This window comes from Vibrio sp. 1288, assembly GCF_033344475.1.
Genome location: NZ_JAWPOX010000013.1, coordinates 1 through 14,806, shown reverse-complemented (window position 1 = coordinate 14,806; position 14,806 = coordinate 1). Strand labels below are relative to the sequence as shown.

The following is a 14,806-nucleotide window of genomic DNA, read 5'->3' as shown; positions in this document are numbered from 1 at the left end:
AATACAAATATTTGTCCATAAAGCACTAATATATGTTGACTCTTCGTGGAATTAACCTAGACTCAAACACGGCTAGAAAGAAAGTTCTTTGTTTTCACATTTCGTTGGATTACTTGTAACCCGTCGTCCTGTGGTACGCAATAGCAATTTATTTTTCCACGCTATAAGCGCCGTTGAGGCGAAAGATTACATTATTTAGATATTTAGGAAATAGACATGTCTAACACAGCTACTGGCACAGTTAAGTGGTTCAACGAAACTAAAGGCTTCGGTTTCATTCAACAAGAAAACGGTCCTGACGTATTTGCTCACTTCTCTGCAATCACTGGTGACGGCTTCCGTACTCTAGTTGAAGGCCAGAAAGTAGAATTTGTTATCTCTCAAGGTCAAAAAGGCCCTCAAGCAGAGCAAATCAAAGTACTTTAATTCTTAAAGAATTTGATACGATAGCCAGCTTTTAAAGCTGGCTATTTTTTTGCCTAAAACTTATTTTGCCAACAAAACGATATAAATCTATGGCTCTTAAACCAACCATTTACAAATTTCGTATCGCCATTTCCGATATGAATAATGACTATTACGATTCTAAAAATCTAACTATCGCCCTTCATCCTTCTGAAAAGCCGCAACGAATGTTGGCTCGCATTCTAGCTTACTGTTTAAATGCTCAAAGCAATCTGGAGTTTACAAAAGGACTCTCTACGATTGAAGAGCCTGATTTATGGCATGTTGGCGATGATCAAAGCATTACTCACTGGATTGAAATTGGCGAACCAGAACCAGACAGAATTAAGAAAGCTTCTCGCCTCGCAAAGCATGTAAAAGTTTACACTTATAACACCAAAGCGGCTGTCTGGTGGGACAAAATGTCAGGAAAGTTCTCAATGCTTCCCGTCAACGTAGAGAGCTTTGACTATGACGCTATCGACTTGATTTGTCAGCATCTTGACCGAGGTACTAGCCTTTCTGTTATGATTACTGGCAGCTCAATTTTTGTTGATATCAATGATCAACATATCGAAGTAACGGTGAAGGAACTAAAAAACCATGACGTCTCTTAGTGAACTGAGTCAAGAGATGGGATTTGAAGAAATCCCCTTTGTTAAAGAACATAAAGCAGCAAAGCGGCGTTGGTTAAAAGAACAGTCACAACTATTTACAAAAGTTTGTGAGAACAAACCCACAACAGCACCTACTCTTCACCTGCTTGGCCTTTTGACCAAATCACATATTGAAGCAAGTGCTAACTACGAGCAACATGCTCACTCTACCCAGCGTATGCAGCAAGTTCTGACTGACTCCTTGGGTAATGAGCTCGCGGATAAGTTTACTAACCAATCTGCTGAAGACCTAATCTTAGTCACCCACCTTTGGTTATACACGCAAGGCTATTTAAATATGGATTTCAGCTTGGCGCACGATCATGCCGAGCAGACTCAAAATACATTGCAGCATGAGCTTGTCATAAAACGCATGGACGTTGATGCATTCAGAACCGAACTCATGCAAAGTTTTTATCAAGGTAAAGAAGCCCGTCCGGCTTCAGCAAGTGGCTTTTGGGGTTGGTTTAAACGTCTATTTTCCGCATAAAATACATGGTTTTATCCATTTCAAACAACTGATAGACTTCACGCTCAGTGCAACAAGCATCATGATTGCATTCTTAAAGGACAGTTACCCAATGAACGTCAAGGGATCATTATGAAGTTTATCCGTTGGATTTTAGGCAAGGTTATCTTATTGCTGAACGCGGTGTTCTCACCTCGTGGTATTAAGCGCACCGCAGAAGAACAGCAACGTATTGATGAAAAAGCGAAACAATACGCACTTTACCAATTTGAAGCCTGCCCTTTTTGCGTAAAGGTCCGCCGTGCAATGAAGCGTCAATCGGTGAACATTGAGCTACGTGATGCAAAAAATAATCCTACTCATCGAGCTGAACTAGAGCAAGGTGGTGGGCGAGTTAAAGTCCCTTGCCTTCGTATCGAAAAAGATGGCGAAACACAGTGGTTATACGAGTCATCTGACATCGTCGCTTACGTTGAAAAAGAATTTGCCTAAGTTCCCCCTATGAACATTGGCGGATGTAAAAGAGGCACCTAACGGTGCCTCTTTTCTATTTTTTCTAGCTAAATGTTGCCGTGCGAGCTTTCCTTATTCAGTCTTCTTGCTCAACTCCGAACTTAAACTCCACTAAGCAAATAACGGGTATGCAAGAACAACACAACGAAGATTACCACCCAACGTCTGCGTTATTCATCCACGATCAATGTTAGCTCTACGCGCCGATTGCAAGCTTTACCACTCGCTGTCGCATTGCTGCACTTCGGTACATACTCTCCGAAGCCTCTAGAAAACACTCGTTGACGTGGAATACTCGTCGCCAATAATTGTTTTTCTACTTCACGAGCTCGCTTTTCAGATAGCGTGTCGTTGAAACTTTCAGCTCCCGTACTATCCGCATGACCATCAATCACGACATCAACATCAGTTCTTCCCGCCAGATAGTGACCAATGTTTCGAATCCAGTCTTGAGATTGAGCAGATAACCGTGCAGAGCCCGTTTGAAAATGCACTTGCTCTTTCAAACGTATCATCAGGTGACCACCACTGAGCGTCTCGTGAGGAATGTTATGCCTGCTCAGGAACATTTCCAGAGAGGTCACGTTTTGCGACTTTTTTACTGACGCCCTCGCCGTTTGATATGAACGAGGGGAAGAAGCCACATTGGATGCGCTCGGGTATCCCCATTCTGGGTGTCTCAGCTCAGTGTTTGATTTAGGAGCTGTATCTAAAATGTTCCCACCTGGGACCATATCTTGATCGAGGCTACTGCACCCGGCCAGAATGCCACAAACAATTAAAAACCAATGCTTCATACCATTACCAACGTAGAAAAACTCTTGTTCATTGTGTCGACAAAACACGCCGAATCTTTAGCGCTTTTGTCCACCGATTGGTTTGTCTATGCAGCGTTCATGCCACTGGAGTCAATGCCAAATCATCTCTCAAATAAAAAGCAACACTAAAATACCCTACCCTTACAGCCCATACGTCAGGCTAAGTCTGTTACCAATGGTCTCACTTTATTGTTATTTAATGGTTTTAGTCACTATCGTTAACCGATAAACTAACGCAAATTTCTCATTTAGAGCACTACTATGTTAAAAACCATATCGAAAGGCTTTGCTGTTGTTGTTGCCGTAATGGCTTTGTCGGCATGCGATAGCGGCAAGAGTCAGCCTCAGCAAGGCAAACAATACGAAGTTTTGCCAGTATCCCTTGAAGAATATGATTTAGCTCCCCTGACTGAAGCATTCTCTTTAACTTGTGGCCACTGCCGCTCAATGGAAGAGTTTATCCCTCAAATTGAATCATTGACCGATCAAAGCGTTGAAAAAATGCATGTAACGTTCAATGAAAGTGCACAAGTGAGCGCCATCATCTTTTATACTGCCGTAATGCAGCTTGAATCAACACCAGATAAAGCGTTTATGGCAGATCTTTTTACTGCTGTGCAAATGGGTGCCGATGCAACGGCTGAGGAACGCCAAATCGCTGTTGAGAAAGCCTTTGAGTCTCGCAACCTTATCAGCCCTTACCATTTAGATGAAGCACAGCAAAAAGCGCTGTTTGAGTACATCACTAAGGCAGAAGCGATCACCACGCGAGGCCAAATTAACTCCGTTCCAGCCTTTATCGTAAACGGAAAATATCAAGTAATTACTGGTGGTCATGACAGCGTTGAAGCCATGGCAGAAACCATCAACTTTTTGCTAAAACAACCTAAATAGACAAGGAGATTACGTGTCTAAATTTTTGTTTCCTCTTATTATTTTTATTTTGGCGGGCTTTTTCATTTACCGTACTTGGACAAACCATAAAGTAGCAGATGAAAACTTTGCCAAAGGCCAAGCATTCTTACTAGAAAATGCGAAAAAAGAAGGCGTCATCACAACAGAAAGTGGCCTTCAATACATGGTTCTTGAAAAAGGCGAAGGTGAGGTTCACCCAACGGCAACAAGTAAAGTAAAAGTACACTACCACGGCACCTTGATTGATGGCACGGTATTCGATAGCTCTGTTAATCGTGGTGAGCCGATTTCATTTGGTCTTAACCAAGTCATTAAAGGCTGGCAAGAAGGTCTACAATACATGGTAGAAGGTGAGAAAATCCGCCTTTTCGTACCAAGCACGCTTGGCTATGGTAAGAGTGGCTCTGGCCCAATTCCACCAGCAAGTGTTTTGATCTTTGATGTTGAACTGCTAGAAATTCAATAAATCTAGAAAGCTTTGTCTTAAAGCCAAAGTATCAAAACCAAAAACGCCGCGAACCACGCGGCGTTTTCTGTTTTAAGAAAGGTTAAAAACCAATATAGTGATCCGAAAGCAATGCAATGAACAACGCCAAAAGATGATAGATAGAGAATTTAAACGTCTCCATCGCGGTATTTGGCTCTGGTGCATATTTTAGCTTCCATGCATGGTACATAAAGCCAGCATTGAGGAGTAGCGAGGCAAAAAGATACACCACGCCGACCATACCAACCAAAACCGGTAGGACACAAACCAAAGTCAATAGCACCGTATACAACAGAATAGAAGTTTTGGTGTACTCAATGCCGTGTGTCACTGGCAGCATGGGAATATCTACCTTGCGGTAATCCTCGACACGATGAATAGCCAGAGCCCAAAAATGTGGTGGCGTCCAGATAAAAATGATCATTACGAGCAGCCAGGCATTCGCATGTAATTGCCCTGTTACAGCAGTCCAACCGAGAAGAGGCGGCATCGCACCGGCAATCCCTGCAATGACGATATTTTGGGGCGTAGCACGTTTGAGGTACATTGTGTATACCATCGCATAGCCGAGCAAACTCATCAAAGTCAACCATGCCGTCAGCGGGTTGACTATCGCATAGAGAAGTACAAACCCTAAGACACCTAAAACTGTAGCGAAGGCTATCACCGATGATGGTTTAGTCTCACCCGATGGCAATGGTCGTTTGTGTGTACGTGCCATTCTCGCATCAATTCGGCGGTCAATTAGATGATTAAACGCTGCCGCAGACCCGGCCATCAGACCAATCCCCGTTAGGCCAACTACCGCCTGCAACCAGGGGAAATCATCAACCGGGGCTAAGCTCATACCTACTACTGCCGTCACCAACATTAACGCCACCACTTTAGGTTTCGTTAACTTCAAATAAACGGAACTTAGTCGCTTTCGCCCATTTAACGACAGCGCGATTTCTTTACTCATAGCGAACTCCTTTCGCGGTGTAATTCCAAGCCGTTTTACCCTGCCACAAGTAAAACTGGCTAACACAAACGAGACTCAACATAACAGCGGCACCAAGGTTGTGCGCCACCGCGACATAGATAGGAAGTTGAAATACTACGTTGCTTACACCCAGCATAATTTGGCACACCAGAGTGAATAACAACCACCCTCCAATTCTCTGTGAATGATGAGAATCTTGCCTCATAAGCCCAATACTATAAGCCAATACCACGGTGGCGGTAACAATAGCGCCTATACGATGAGTGACGTGTATAGTCATTCTTGCCGGATACTCCAAGACACCAAATTCATAATTCTCGAATCCAGTTTGCCAGAAAGAAAACGCTTCTTTCCATGAGAGATGGCTCATCCAGTCTCCCTCACAAATCGGCAGTGTGGTACACATCAGCGCAGCATAATTTGACGAAGTCCATCCTCCAAGGAGCACTTGCACCAAAACAACCAGAAAAACCAACAATGAAAAGCCTCTCAGAGAGCTAGAAGATGGAGAGAAATAGAGATTGTTTTGCGCTTTTAATTGGCAGTAAAAAATCGCCTGTAACGCCAATAAAACAAAACCACCGAGCAAGTGAAGCATCACGATGACGGGCATTAATTTAAGAGTAACTGTCCACATTCCCAAAAGTGCCTGCCCAATCACCAATACGCTTAGCAACATCGGAATGGTTGAATTTACACGCTCAGACCTTACTGATATCGCTGCCATCGCAAAAATGACTAAACCTAACGTTCCCGCAAAATAGCGATGAATCATCTCAAGCCATGCTTTCTCATGCTCTACTGCCCGCTCGGGGAAGTTCAGGTTAGCACGTATGACGTCTTCTTCTTGATGCGGTACAGAAAAGTGCCCATAACAACCAGGCCAGTCCGGGCAACCTAACCCTGCATCTGAAAGGCGAGTATATGCCCCTAATATGATCACCACGAGAGTTAGCAGCAAACTGAATCTAACCAACTGAATTAATTTCATATGCACTTCCTCTAACCGACTCGTGACAGTTTTAAGAGCTTGCGTAAGTCCGCCAACATACCTTTATTCAATAGGACTAAGTCCTCATTTGGTTTCGGCGAGTAAGACATCACCAGTTGCCCAAGAGGATCAACGATCAATATTTGCCCAGGTTTCACTTTAGCGGTAACCAATTCATTCATTTGCATCGCTAACATCGATACTTCCATGGGTTCTGAATGCTCAGTCTGCCAAACGACTGGCACTACTCGCTCTTGATACTTACCTAAAGCAACATGGCTTTGCTGAAGCAGGTAAAGCTGCTGTTTACACTGTTCAGTGCATTCGTTAGGCAATACATAAGCGAGTTGCCAACCATGGTCTTTGAGAGGTGACTCTTGACCAAGCTGCTCTAACGTCGTATATGGTTCGACTAACTCGCCTCTATTGGTCACTCCGCTTTGATACCACCCTTGTGTGAGAATGACTTTTGCAATGACAGCGGGAAGCGCGAACGTACAAACCAGCGCAATCAACATTAGTCGTCCTTTGGTTACTTTAGATGTCATGCTTCACCTCCATGTGACGCAACTTTTTTTGCCAACGAACAAAAACAATTAAAGTCAGTATTAAGAAAACACCTGCCATCGAAAACCATTGAATCGAATAGCCAAAATGTTTGGCACTATTGAGTGGCAATGGATTCCAAGGAAAGTCATAGGGCCAACGAGTTAAATTGTCTGGCTGCAAGACTGCGGGCATAAGTTCAATATTCAGTAGCTGATTCAATTGCGCGATGTTTAGGTTTTGCACGCGAATAACATCGCCAACTTCCGGCATTAACTCTGAACTCAGTGGATTAGTAGATTTTCGGTACAGGCGTCCTGTGATGAAAGTCGAATTATCGAGTTTGGTGACCGTTGGTAACACTGAGCGTTCTGCTCTTCCCTCGACAAAACCAAGCTCCAATAACGCATAGGCACTAGGCTCATCGATCGTCAATACAATCTGAAATGCTAAATATCCCACACTGCCTTGATGCGTTTGGTTGTCTAACAAAATTACGGGAAACGCCTGAGGAACAACATTAACTTCCACTTTTTTCCCGAGGATACTTTCCTCTCGCCAGTCGTTGTCTTCAAGAACGACGCTTAGTGCTTGGTACGCACTATCCGCACGCGCGAGAATGGCTTGTTCCAATGCTTGTTTTTCTTGCCCTCTCTCAAACTGCCAAAAACCCAGTTTGACCAAAAGAGAAAACACAACCACAGTTAAACCAACTGCAACCCAAAACCGTTTCGATAGCCATAATTGTCTTGATAACAACAATGATGAAACCGGAGGTGCCATGTCCACCGTATTTCTATTCAAACTGACGCTTGTCCTTTTGCTGCTTTTCATTATCTTCAACCTCGCAAAAGCGCTTATCGAAATGGTTCGTGAAGACCCAGATAATCCTGAAAAAAGAGACAAACCCATGAGTCATTACTTAGGCCGTCGAGTCATGTTCTCCGCTTTGGTGGTCGTCCTTTTGCTTATTGCGCTCAGCTCGGGTTGGCTAGCACCAAACCCTCGCCCTTATTAGTCGAACCAAGAGTTCACACTGCGCCTAAAGTACGTAAACAAACACAAACAGACATAACCAAACCACATCCACGAAATGCCAATACCAGCTGCCCGCTTGAAAGGCAAAATGGTTCTTTGGCGAAAAGTGATCTTTAGCGATTCTGAACAGCAGCACGATCAAGAAGATAGTCCCAAGACAAACGTGTAAACCGTGGAACCCCGTCAACATGAAGAACGTGTTACCGTAAATACCGGACTGCAACGTGAGCCCTATGTCTTGATAAGCATGAACATACTCAACCGCTTGGTAATATAGGAAAAAGCCAGCAAGTACGATGGTTATCTCTAACCAAACAATCAGTGCCGTTCTTTTGTCTTGTTCAAGGCTTATATGCGCCATATGTAGCGTAATAGACGACAATAGCAGCAAGATAGTATTGGTAAGGGGTATGCCCTGCCACGGCATAGCTTGTGTTGTTTCTCCTCCCGGCGTCAGTGTGAGTGGCCACATCGCTTCGAAGGTTGGCCACAGGACTTCGTTAGTCATGAAGTTATTATCTGCCCCACCTAACCAAGGCACAGAAATCATTCTGGCGTAGAACAAGGCACCAAAAAAGGCACCAAAAAACATCACTTCAGAAAAGATAAACCAGCTCATTCCTTGGCGAAAAGAACGAGTAATTTGCGAGCTGTATTTTCCACTCAGTGATTCAGTAATCACATTACTAAACCAACCAGCCAACATGTAAAGCAAGAACAAGAAGCCCACCGCTAGCACAATGCCACCAATGGTTCCCACTGCACCGTCACTTTGTGTCCCCTGGACGGTCATGCCTGCGCCAACAGCAACCAAAAACAGAGCAAATGCACCGATGATCGGCCAGCTACTTTGAGCGGGAACATAATATGTTCCTGGCTTGTTACTCATAATTTCTCTCCTTACTGACCAACCTTGGTCTGTATCTCTCTCCCTGAGTGGCTAAGAGCCTGTAGGAGGGGGAAGTTTATAGAGTGTGTAAGACAGCGTTAACGTGTGTATAGACTCCGGCAAGTCCGGTTCGATATAAAAAATCAACGGCATTTGAGCTTGCTGTTTACCATCCAGAGGCTGCTGGTTAAAACAAAAACACTCAATCTTATTGAAGTAAGCAGCTCCAGTCCCGGGAGAAACAGAAGGAACGGCTTGCCCCACCAACTTCTGCCCGCTTTCATTAAATGCAAGGTATTCGGTTTGCACGACTTCACCTGGGTGAACATCCATCGAAATCACTTTGGGTCTAAACTCCCAAGGCATATCTGGGCTGACATGCGCCATAAACTCCACGCGAACAGTTCGGCTCATGTCCGGTTGCATACCTGTCGGTTGAATGGCGGCTACTTCACTTGCCTTTCCATTGATTCCCAGTGCGTCGCACATCACGTCATAAAGTGGGACCAGTGCATAGCCGAAGCCAAACATTAACAGGGTCGCCAAAAGCAACTTCACTGTGAGCTTCTTGTTTGATGGATTCGGTTTCATGTCACTCACCCCACTCTTTGCTAGTCAATCTTAGGCGGTGTAGTAAACGTATGATGCGGCGCAGGGCTTGGCACTGTCCACTCTAAACCTTCCGCACGTTCCCACGGTTTTGCAGAAGCCTTCTCCCCGCCACGAATACACTTGATCACCAACCATAAGAAGATCAGTTGTGACAACCCAAATGCAAACCCACCAATTGATACTATTTGATTAACATCAGCAAACTGAATGGCGTAATCCGGTATGCGCCTTGGCATGCCTGCTAAGCCTAGGAAGTGCATTGGGAAAAACAGGACATTGACGGAAATAATTGAGCACCAGAAATGCCATAAACTCAGCTTGTGGTCGTACATATTGCCCGTCCACTTAGGTAGCCAGTAGTATGCCGCTGCCATGATCGAGAATACCGCACCAGATACCAACACATAATGAAAATGGGCAACCACGAAGTAAGTGTCATGATATTGGAAATCCGCCGGCACAATCGCCAACATCAGTCCCGAGAAGCCGCCAATAGTAAAAAGCACAATAAAGGCAATGGCAAACAACATTGGCGTTTCAAATGTCAGAGCTCCACGCCACATGGTGGCAACCCAGTTAAAGACTTTCACCCCCGTTGGTACCGCAATCAGCATAGTGCAATACATAAAGAAGAGCTCAGCAAAAACTGGCATCCCCGTGGTAAACATGTGGTGCGCCCACACAAGGAAAGATAACAATGCAATGCTGCACGTCGCGTAAACCATCGAATGATAACCAAACAGCTTCTTACCACTGAAAGCAGGCAGAATAGCGGAGATGATTCCAAACGACGGTAAAATCATGATGTACACTTCTGGGTGACCAAAGAACCAAAAGATGTGTTGGAACATTACCGGGTCACCACCACCAACTGCGTCAAAGAAGCTAGTCCCGAAATATTTGTCAGTAAGAACCATGGTCACCGCACCCGCTAGTACCGGCATAACCGCGATCAACAAGAAAGCGGTGATTAGCCAAGTCCAAACAAACATTGGTAACTTGAACCAAGTCATTCCCGGAGCTCGCATATTTACGATCGTCACGATAACGTTGATCGCGCCCATAATGGAGCTAATACCCATGATATGAACAGAGAATACAAACAGCGCAGTGCTATCCGGGCCATAAGTCGTGGACAGCGGAGCATAAAACGTCCAACCAAAATCAGGACCGCCGCCAGGTAAAAACAACGAGCTCAACAAAATAAGAAATGCAAAAGGTAAGATCCAAAAGCTCAAGTTGTTCATGCGCGGCAGCGCCATATCTGGAGCGCCGATCATCATCGGGATCATCCAGTTAGCAAGACCCGTAAATGCTGGCATCACCGCACCAAATACCATTACTAAACCGTGTACCGTGGTCATTTGATTAAAAAACTGCGGATCGACTAGCTGTAGCCCTGGCTGGAACAGTTCGGCACGAATGATCATAGCCATCGCACCACCTGTTAGAAACATCGCAAAGCTAAACCAAAGGTAGAGGGTGCCTATGTCTTTATGACTTGTAGAATACAACCAACGAGTGATGCCCTGGGGGGCATGATGCTCGTAACCATCATCAATCGCAATGGTACTGTTCGCACTGGCTTCTGCTGGCGCAGACTTCACTGCCTTATCTATTGGCTTACTCATATTTCCTCCTTAGCACTGCCTTGTGCCTTAAAGGCATTCACATCGGATGCTTGCACTGTATCGCCAGTATCGTTGCCCCATGCATTTCGTTGATATGTGATAACCGCGCCAATTTCTTTGTCACTTAACTGATTAGAAAAAGCCTGCATTGCGGTGCCCGGGCGACCGTTGACAATAATATCTATGTGCTCTGTAACATCTCCGGTTGCAATAGGACTGCCTTTAATCGCGGGAAATGCACCCGGAATCCCCTCACCATTTGCCTGATGACACACAGCGCAACGCGCCGTGTATATCGATTCGCCTTGCGCCATCAATTCGTCCATAGATAAGTCTTGAGAGAGCGCTTCTTGTGCCGCCGCTTTTTGAAGCGCGAGTTCTTCCTTCTTACTCGCTAGCCATTCATCGAACTTTTCTTCTTCCATCGCATGCACCACCACTGGCATAAATCCGTGTGCACGACCACATAGCTCCGCACACTGACCGCGATATACGCCTGGCTCATCAATTCTTGTCCATGCTTCATTAATAAAACCTGGAATGGTGTCTTTCTTGACGGCAAAGTCTGGTACCCACCAAGAGTGAATGACATCATCAGAAGTCATCAAAAAACGCACTTTGCGATTCACAGGCAACACCAAAGGGTTGTCTACTTCCAGTAAGTAATGTGCGCCTTTAGCTTCGATTCCATCAATTTGTTTTTGGCTGGTGGCAAGCAAACTAAAAAACTCAACATCTTCGCCAAAATAGCTGTAATGCCATTTCCATTGCGAGCCTGTGATCTTGACCGTGATATCCGATTGGCTTGTGTCTTCCATTGCGACTAAAGTTTTCGTTGCGGGAATCGCCATAGCGACAAGAATGATGATGGGTATGACCGTCCAAATAATTTCCACTTTTGTACTTTCATGGAAATGTGCGGCAACTGCTCCTTTTGACTTGCGATGACGGAAGATGGAATAGAACATCACACCAAAAACAATCAAAGCGATTACACAGCAGATATAGAAAATCAGCATATGTAATTCATACACTTGCCCACTTATCTCTGTGACCCCTTTTGTCATGTTGTAGTCATTTTCCTTTGACCAACCAAAAGAGGAAAATGTGATTAAAATCACATTCAGTGATAAGGCTAGAGTAGTCGTTAATCTTTTCAAAAGATCTCTCCTCTGCTCAGCCGCTACGCCTACGCGAGCTTCCTTGCGTCCCGATGCAAATATCGAACAACTTTACGAAAAATCACAAAAACTACGATTTCGACACGGTTTGTTATATTTATGTTAAAAGGCTAGTTATAGTTCCAAGGTTCTTCAAGAAATTAAATATGATTAAATTTTGTTCTGATAAGAAAAATTAATTCGGTTTATCGATTGCCCTCTTTGAAATGTAATTGAGAACCATTTACATTGATTTAAAAGAAAACATTGAGATACTTACCAAACGAAGTGTCCAAGAAAGTAGGCTCCACCTACTAAGGAATGACTGATATGACAGCACTAATTACTCAATGGCTAGAACGAGACCCTGATCCTAAGACTCGTGAAGAGCTACAACACCTCGTCGATACGAACAATGAACAAGAACTTACTGATCGCTTTGGCTCACGCCTTGCCTTTGGTACTGCAGGCTTACGTGGAAAAGTGGGCGCAGGTCCAAACCGAATGAACCGCTTGGTGATTCAAGAGACCGCCACTGGTTTAGGGCACTATTTGCTTGAGCAAGTCAAAGATGCCGCGAGTCGTGGTGTCGTTATTGGCTACGATGGTCGTCCCGATTCAAAACAATTCGCGCATGATACCGCATCCGTACTGACGGCCCTTGGTATCAAGGTTTACCTAACGTATGACGTTGCAGCAACCCCAATTGTCGCGTTTGGTGTCCGTACATTGAATGCGGCGGCCGCTGTTGTTGTTACTGCCAGTCACAATCCACCAGAATACAATGGCTTTAAAGTATATTGGGAGAATGGCGCACAGATTATTCCTCCACACGACTCTGGAATCGCAGCGAAAATTGATGACGCAACAACGAAGCCATTACCTTTAATGTCTCTCGATGATGCAAAACAGCACGGTTTGTTAGTTTGGTTGGAAGACGACTACTACCAAACTTACCGTAAGACAATGAATGAAAACGCGCTGCTTACTCCTGACAACAATACCGATATATCTATTGCTTACACCGCAATGCATGGCGTTGGCGCGAATATGGCGGAAACGCTACTTGCCGACGCAGGCTTCCAAAAAGTGGCAAGTGTTAAGGAACAGCGCGAACCTGATGGAAGCTTCCCAACCGTCAACTTCCCAAACCCTGAAGAAGCCGGTGCAATGGATATGGTGATGGCATTAGGTAAGTCCGTAGATGCCGATATCGCTTGCGCGAACGATCCAGATGCGGACCGTTTTGCCGTGGCAGTTAAACGCCCAGATGGCGAGTATCAAATGCTAACAGGTGATCAGGTGGGCTCACTGTTTGGCGATTACTTGCTGGAACAGCAACCTAACGCTTTGATTGGCAACACCATCGTATCCTCAAGAATGCTGAGCAGCATCGCTAAGGCGCATGGCGCACAATACTATCAAACATTAACTGGCTTTAAATGGCTTACTAACGTTGCCATGGAACAAGAGACAGAAACCAACCCATTCTTGTTTGCTTATGAGGAAGCGCTCGGTTATACCGTGGGTAACAAGGTGTGGGATAAAGATGGTTTATCTGCAATCGTCGCGTTTTCACAGCTAACAGGCAAGCTTAAAGCGCAAGGCAAAACACTGTGGGATAAACTGGAAGAGCTGTACCGCGAGCACGGTTTCTACTTCAACGCACAACGCAGCATCGCTCTCGACCCGAACTCTCCACCAATCGGCGACAAACTCCGAGCCAATCCACCAACAGAGATTGCTGGTAAAAAAGTTGCAGTAACCGAAGATCTAAAAACATCGGTTCGCATGTTTGACGACGGCTCTGAAGAATCCATTGACTTACCAGCAAGTGACGTATTGATTTATCACCTAGAAGATCAATCTCGCGTGATTGTTCGTCCTTCTGGTACTGAGCCAAAACTAAAATGTTACTACGAAGTCATCAACCTCTTCCCTGCGGATATGAGCTATGAACAAGCACAGCAAGCAGCAGAAGCGAAGATGAACGAACTTATCGACGCGCACCAGCAAAGTTTGTAAGTCAAAGAGAAACATAGATATTTGATACAACAAGAGGCGCAAATTCGCGCCTCTTTTTTGATTTTCACTAGAACAAGTCAAGCTAACCCGTGCTTTCCCTAGCCTACAATTTCCTTTTGTAGAAAGTACTTGTGGATGCCCTCTGCAGGATAGCCTGAGTACTGCCCCACTTTCTCAAAACCCAATTTGAGATAGAACTCAAGAGCTTGAAAGCTGTAGGTATCCAAATAAACATGGGTAACCCCATGAGGCTTTACTTTTTGTTCTAGCATCGACATTAATTGACTACCGAGACCAGAGGTTCGACTTTCAGCGTCTACCCACAAAAACTCAACAAACACCGTATTTTTAAACATTTCGCCAGTCAAGCCACCCATGATCTTGCCATTCTCATCTTTTGCGAAACAGCCTACAGCATGCACTTCCCCTTCAGGTAAATGCAGTCGGTTATAAGATCGAATACCTTCACGAACAAAATCAAGGTCTGTTTGATCTGGATTTAAACAAAATTCAAGCTTCATATATCCTCTCCTTAGGAAACACCAATATCCTAAAGTAAATTACCACCTTCTAAAGAAGGTGGCTTTGTGTGAGCCCCCTAAAAGGGGGCCTTTGTTTAGTCCAGCGCCA

General features: G+C 44.7%; 18 protein-coding genes. 8 read left to right on the top strand and 10 right to left on the bottom strand.

The features are described 5' to 3' along the window. The first annotated feature begins 216 nt into the window (after positions 1–216). The 4 genes from R8O11_RS11665 (at position 217) to R8O11_RS11650 (ending at position 2,061) form a co-directional block, all read left to right on the top strand. A complete protein-coding gene (locus R8O11_RS11665; protein WP_005375625.1) occupies positions 217–426 on the top strand; it encodes a cold-shock protein in 210 nt (69 codons plus the stop codon). Between the two features lie 89 nt (positions 427–515). Beyond that, positions 516–1,061, top strand: coding sequence for a YaeQ family protein (locus R8O11_RS11660; protein ID WP_005375627.1), 546 nt, complete (start codon positions 516–518; stop codon positions 1,059–1,061). Further along, entirely contained in the window at positions 1,048–1,590 is a 543-nt protein-coding gene (locus R8O11_RS11655; protein ID WP_053303766.1) for a hypothetical protein, read from the top strand. Before R8O11_RS11660 ends, R8O11_RS11655 begins: the two co-directional genes overlap by 14 nt. Before the next feature lie 111 nt (positions 1,591–1,701). Continuing rightward, a complete protein-coding gene (locus R8O11_RS11650) occupies positions 1,702–2,061 on the top strand; it encodes a glutaredoxin family protein (protein WP_005375631.1) in 360 nt (119 codons plus the stop codon). A 191-nt stretch (positions 2,062–2,252) separates the two neighbouring features. Here R8O11_RS11650 and R8O11_RS11645 read toward each other — a convergent pair whose 3' ends face one another. Beyond that, positions 2,253–2,879: an OmpA family protein gene (locus tag R8O11_RS11645; RefSeq protein WP_025768460.1), complete on the bottom strand. Its 627-nt coding sequence runs from the start codon at positions 2,877–2,879 to the stop codon at positions 2,253–2,255. A gap of 282 nt (positions 2,880–3,161) precedes the next feature. Between R8O11_RS11645 and R8O11_RS11640 the strand changes: the two genes are divergently transcribed. Further along, the gene (locus R8O11_RS11640) at positions 3,162–3,794 is read left to right on the top strand and encodes a thiol:disulfide interchange protein DsbA/DsbL (protein ID WP_318194166.1); all 633 of its coding nucleotides are present in this window, start codon (positions 3,162–3,164) and stop codon (positions 3,792–3,794) included. Between the two features lie 13 nt (positions 3,795–3,807). Beyond that, positions 3,808–4,281: an FKBP-type peptidyl-prolyl cis-trans isomerase gene (locus R8O11_RS11635; RefSeq protein WP_005375638.1), complete on the top strand. Its 474-nt coding sequence runs from the start codon at positions 3,808–3,810 to the stop codon at positions 4,279–4,281. An 82-nt stretch (positions 4,282–4,363) separates the two neighbouring features. Here the strand turns inward: R8O11_RS11635 and cyoE are convergent, their stop codons facing one another. The 4 genes from cyoE to R8O11_RS11615 are packed head-to-tail and all read right to left on the bottom strand — an operon-like array spanning position 4,364 to position 7,604. Beyond that, on the bottom strand, positions 4,364–5,263 hold the full coding sequence (gene cyoE, locus R8O11_RS11630) for a heme o synthase (RefSeq protein ID WP_042521489.1): 900 nt from the start codon (positions 5,261–5,263) through the stop codon (positions 4,364–4,366). Beyond that, complete coding sequence (locus R8O11_RS11625; RefSeq protein WP_064376784.1) at positions 5,256–6,275, bottom strand: COX15/CtaA family protein; 1,020 nt, start codon at positions 6,273–6,275, stop codon at positions 5,256–5,258. The genes cyoE and R8O11_RS11625 overlap by 8 nt, the downstream gene beginning before the upstream one ends. Before the next feature lie 11 nt (positions 6,276–6,286). After that, the gene (locus R8O11_RS11620; RefSeq protein WP_064376783.1) at positions 6,287–6,823 is read right to left on the bottom strand and encodes a hypothetical protein; all 537 of its coding nucleotides are present in this window, start codon (positions 6,821–6,823) and stop codon (positions 6,287–6,289) included. Next, positions 6,813–7,604, bottom strand: a complete 792-nt coding sequence (locus R8O11_RS11615; RefSeq protein ID WP_182039332.1) for an SURF1 family protein — start codon at positions 7,602–7,604, stop codon at positions 6,813–6,815. Before R8O11_RS11615 ends, R8O11_RS11620 begins: the two co-directional genes overlap by 11 nt. On the opposite strand from R8O11_RS11615, the gene R8O11_RS11610 reads away from it, so the two are divergent. After that, positions 7,603–7,839 carry a DUF2909 domain-containing protein gene (locus R8O11_RS11610; RefSeq protein WP_005375504.1) on the top strand — a complete coding sequence of 79 codons (237 nt, stop codon included), beginning with the start codon at positions 7,603–7,605 and terminating at the stop codon, positions 7,837–7,839. The two genes, R8O11_RS11615 and R8O11_RS11610, sit on opposite strands and share 2 nt — an antisense overlap. Before the next feature lie 24 nt (positions 7,840–7,863). Here R8O11_RS11610 and R8O11_RS11605 read toward each other — a convergent pair whose 3' ends face one another. From R8O11_RS11605 to coxB, 4 genes are read right to left on the bottom strand one after another with little or no spacing between them, the layout of a single operon-like run. Next, a complete protein-coding gene (locus tag R8O11_RS11605) occupies positions 7,864–8,748 on the bottom strand; it encodes a cytochrome c oxidase subunit 3 (protein ID WP_005385214.1) in 885 nt (294 codons plus the stop codon). A gap of 51 nt (positions 8,749–8,799) precedes the next feature. Continuing rightward, complete coding sequence (locus R8O11_RS11600; protein WP_318194165.1) at positions 8,800–9,339, bottom strand: cytochrome c oxidase assembly protein; 540 nt, start codon at positions 9,337–9,339, stop codon at positions 8,800–8,802. Positions 9,340–9,359: 20 nt separating this feature from the next. Further along, positions 9,360–10,991 carry a cytochrome c oxidase subunit I gene (gene ctaD / locus R8O11_RS11595; protein WP_318194164.1) on the bottom strand — a complete coding sequence of 544 codons (1,632 nt, stop codon included), beginning with the start codon at positions 10,989–10,991 and terminating at the stop codon, positions 9,360–9,362. Then, on the bottom strand, positions 10,988–12,151 hold the full coding sequence (gene coxB / locus R8O11_RS11590; protein ID WP_171345465.1) for a cytochrome c oxidase subunit II: 1,164 nt from the start codon (positions 12,149–12,151) through the stop codon (positions 10,988–10,990). The genes ctaD and coxB overlap by 4 nt, the downstream gene beginning before the upstream one ends. Positions 12,152–12,481: 330 nt before the next feature. Here coxB and R8O11_RS11585 point away from each other — a divergent pair, with 330 nt between their 5' ends. Continuing rightward, entirely contained in the window at positions 12,482–14,176 is a 1,695-nt protein-coding gene (locus tag R8O11_RS11585) for a phospho-sugar mutase (RefSeq protein ID WP_238972281.1), read from the top strand. 98 nt (positions 14,177–14,274) lie between these two features. Here the strand turns inward: R8O11_RS11585 and R8O11_RS11580 are convergent, their stop codons facing one another. Then, positions 14,275–14,697 carry a GNAT family N-acetyltransferase gene (locus R8O11_RS11580; RefSeq protein WP_005375519.1) on the bottom strand — a complete coding sequence of 141 codons (423 nt, stop codon included), beginning with the start codon at positions 14,695–14,697 and terminating at the stop codon, positions 14,275–14,277. Positions 14,698–14,806 lie beyond the last annotated feature (109 nt).

Bases quoted from the DNA above. Each gene is read 5' to 3' on its own strand.
- cyoE (WP_042521489.1), bottom strand. From the start codon at position 5,263: ATGAGTAAAGAAATCGCGCTGTCGTTAAATGGGCGAAAGCGACTAAGT.
- R8O11_RS11610 (WP_005375504.1), top strand. From the start codon at position 7,603: ATGTCCACCGTATTTCTATTCAAACTGACGCTTGTCCTTTTGCTGCTT.
- R8O11_RS11655 (WP_053303766.1), top strand. From the start codon at position 1,048: ATGACGTCTCTTAGTGAACTGAGTCAAGAGATGGGATTTGAAGAAATC.
- R8O11_RS11645 (WP_025768460.1), bottom strand. From the start codon at position 2,879: ATGAAGCATTGGTTTTTAATTGTTTGTGGCATTCTGGCCGGGTGCAGT.
- R8O11_RS11650 (WP_005375631.1), top strand. From the start codon at position 1,702: ATGAAGTTTATCCGTTGGATTTTAGGCAAGGTTATCTTATTGCTGAAC.
- R8O11_RS11625 (WP_064376784.1), bottom strand. From the start codon at position 6,275: ATGAAATTAATTCAGTTGGTTAGATTCAGTTTGCTGCTAACTCTCGTG.
- R8O11_RS11605 (WP_005385214.1), bottom strand. From the start codon at position 8,748: ATGAGTAACAAGCCAGGAACATATTATGTTCCCGCTCAAAGTAGCTGG.
- R8O11_RS11665 (WP_005375625.1), top strand. From the start codon at position 217: ATGTCTAACACAGCTACTGGCACAGTTAAGTGGTTCAACGAAACTAAA.
- R8O11_RS11620 (WP_064376783.1), bottom strand. From the start codon at position 6,823: ATGACATCTAAAGTAACCAAAGGACGACTAATGTTGATTGCGCTGGTT.
- R8O11_RS11615 (WP_182039332.1), bottom strand. From the start codon at position 7,604: ATGGCACCTCCGGTTTCATCATTGTTGTTATCAAGACAATTATGGCTA.
- ctaD (WP_318194164.1), bottom strand. From the start codon at position 10,991: ATGAGTAAGCCAATAGATAAGGCAGTGAAGTCTGCGCCAGCAGAAGCC.
- R8O11_RS11660 (WP_005375627.1), top strand. From the start codon at position 516: ATGGCTCTTAAACCAACCATTTACAAATTTCGTATCGCCATTTCCGAT.
- R8O11_RS11640 (WP_318194166.1), top strand. From the start codon at position 3,162: ATGTTAAAAACCATATCGAAAGGCTTTGCTGTTGTTGTTGCCGTAATG.
- R8O11_RS11580 (WP_005375519.1), bottom strand. From the start codon at position 14,697: ATGAAGCTTGAATTTTGTTTAAATCCAGATCAAACAGACCTTGATTTT.
- R8O11_RS11600 (WP_318194165.1), bottom strand. From the start codon at position 9,339: ATGAAACCGAATCCATCAAACAAGAAGCTCACAGTGAAGTTGCTTTTG.
- R8O11_RS11585 (WP_238972281.1), top strand. From the start codon at position 12,482: ATGACAGCACTAATTACTCAATGGCTAGAACGAGACCCTGATCCTAAG.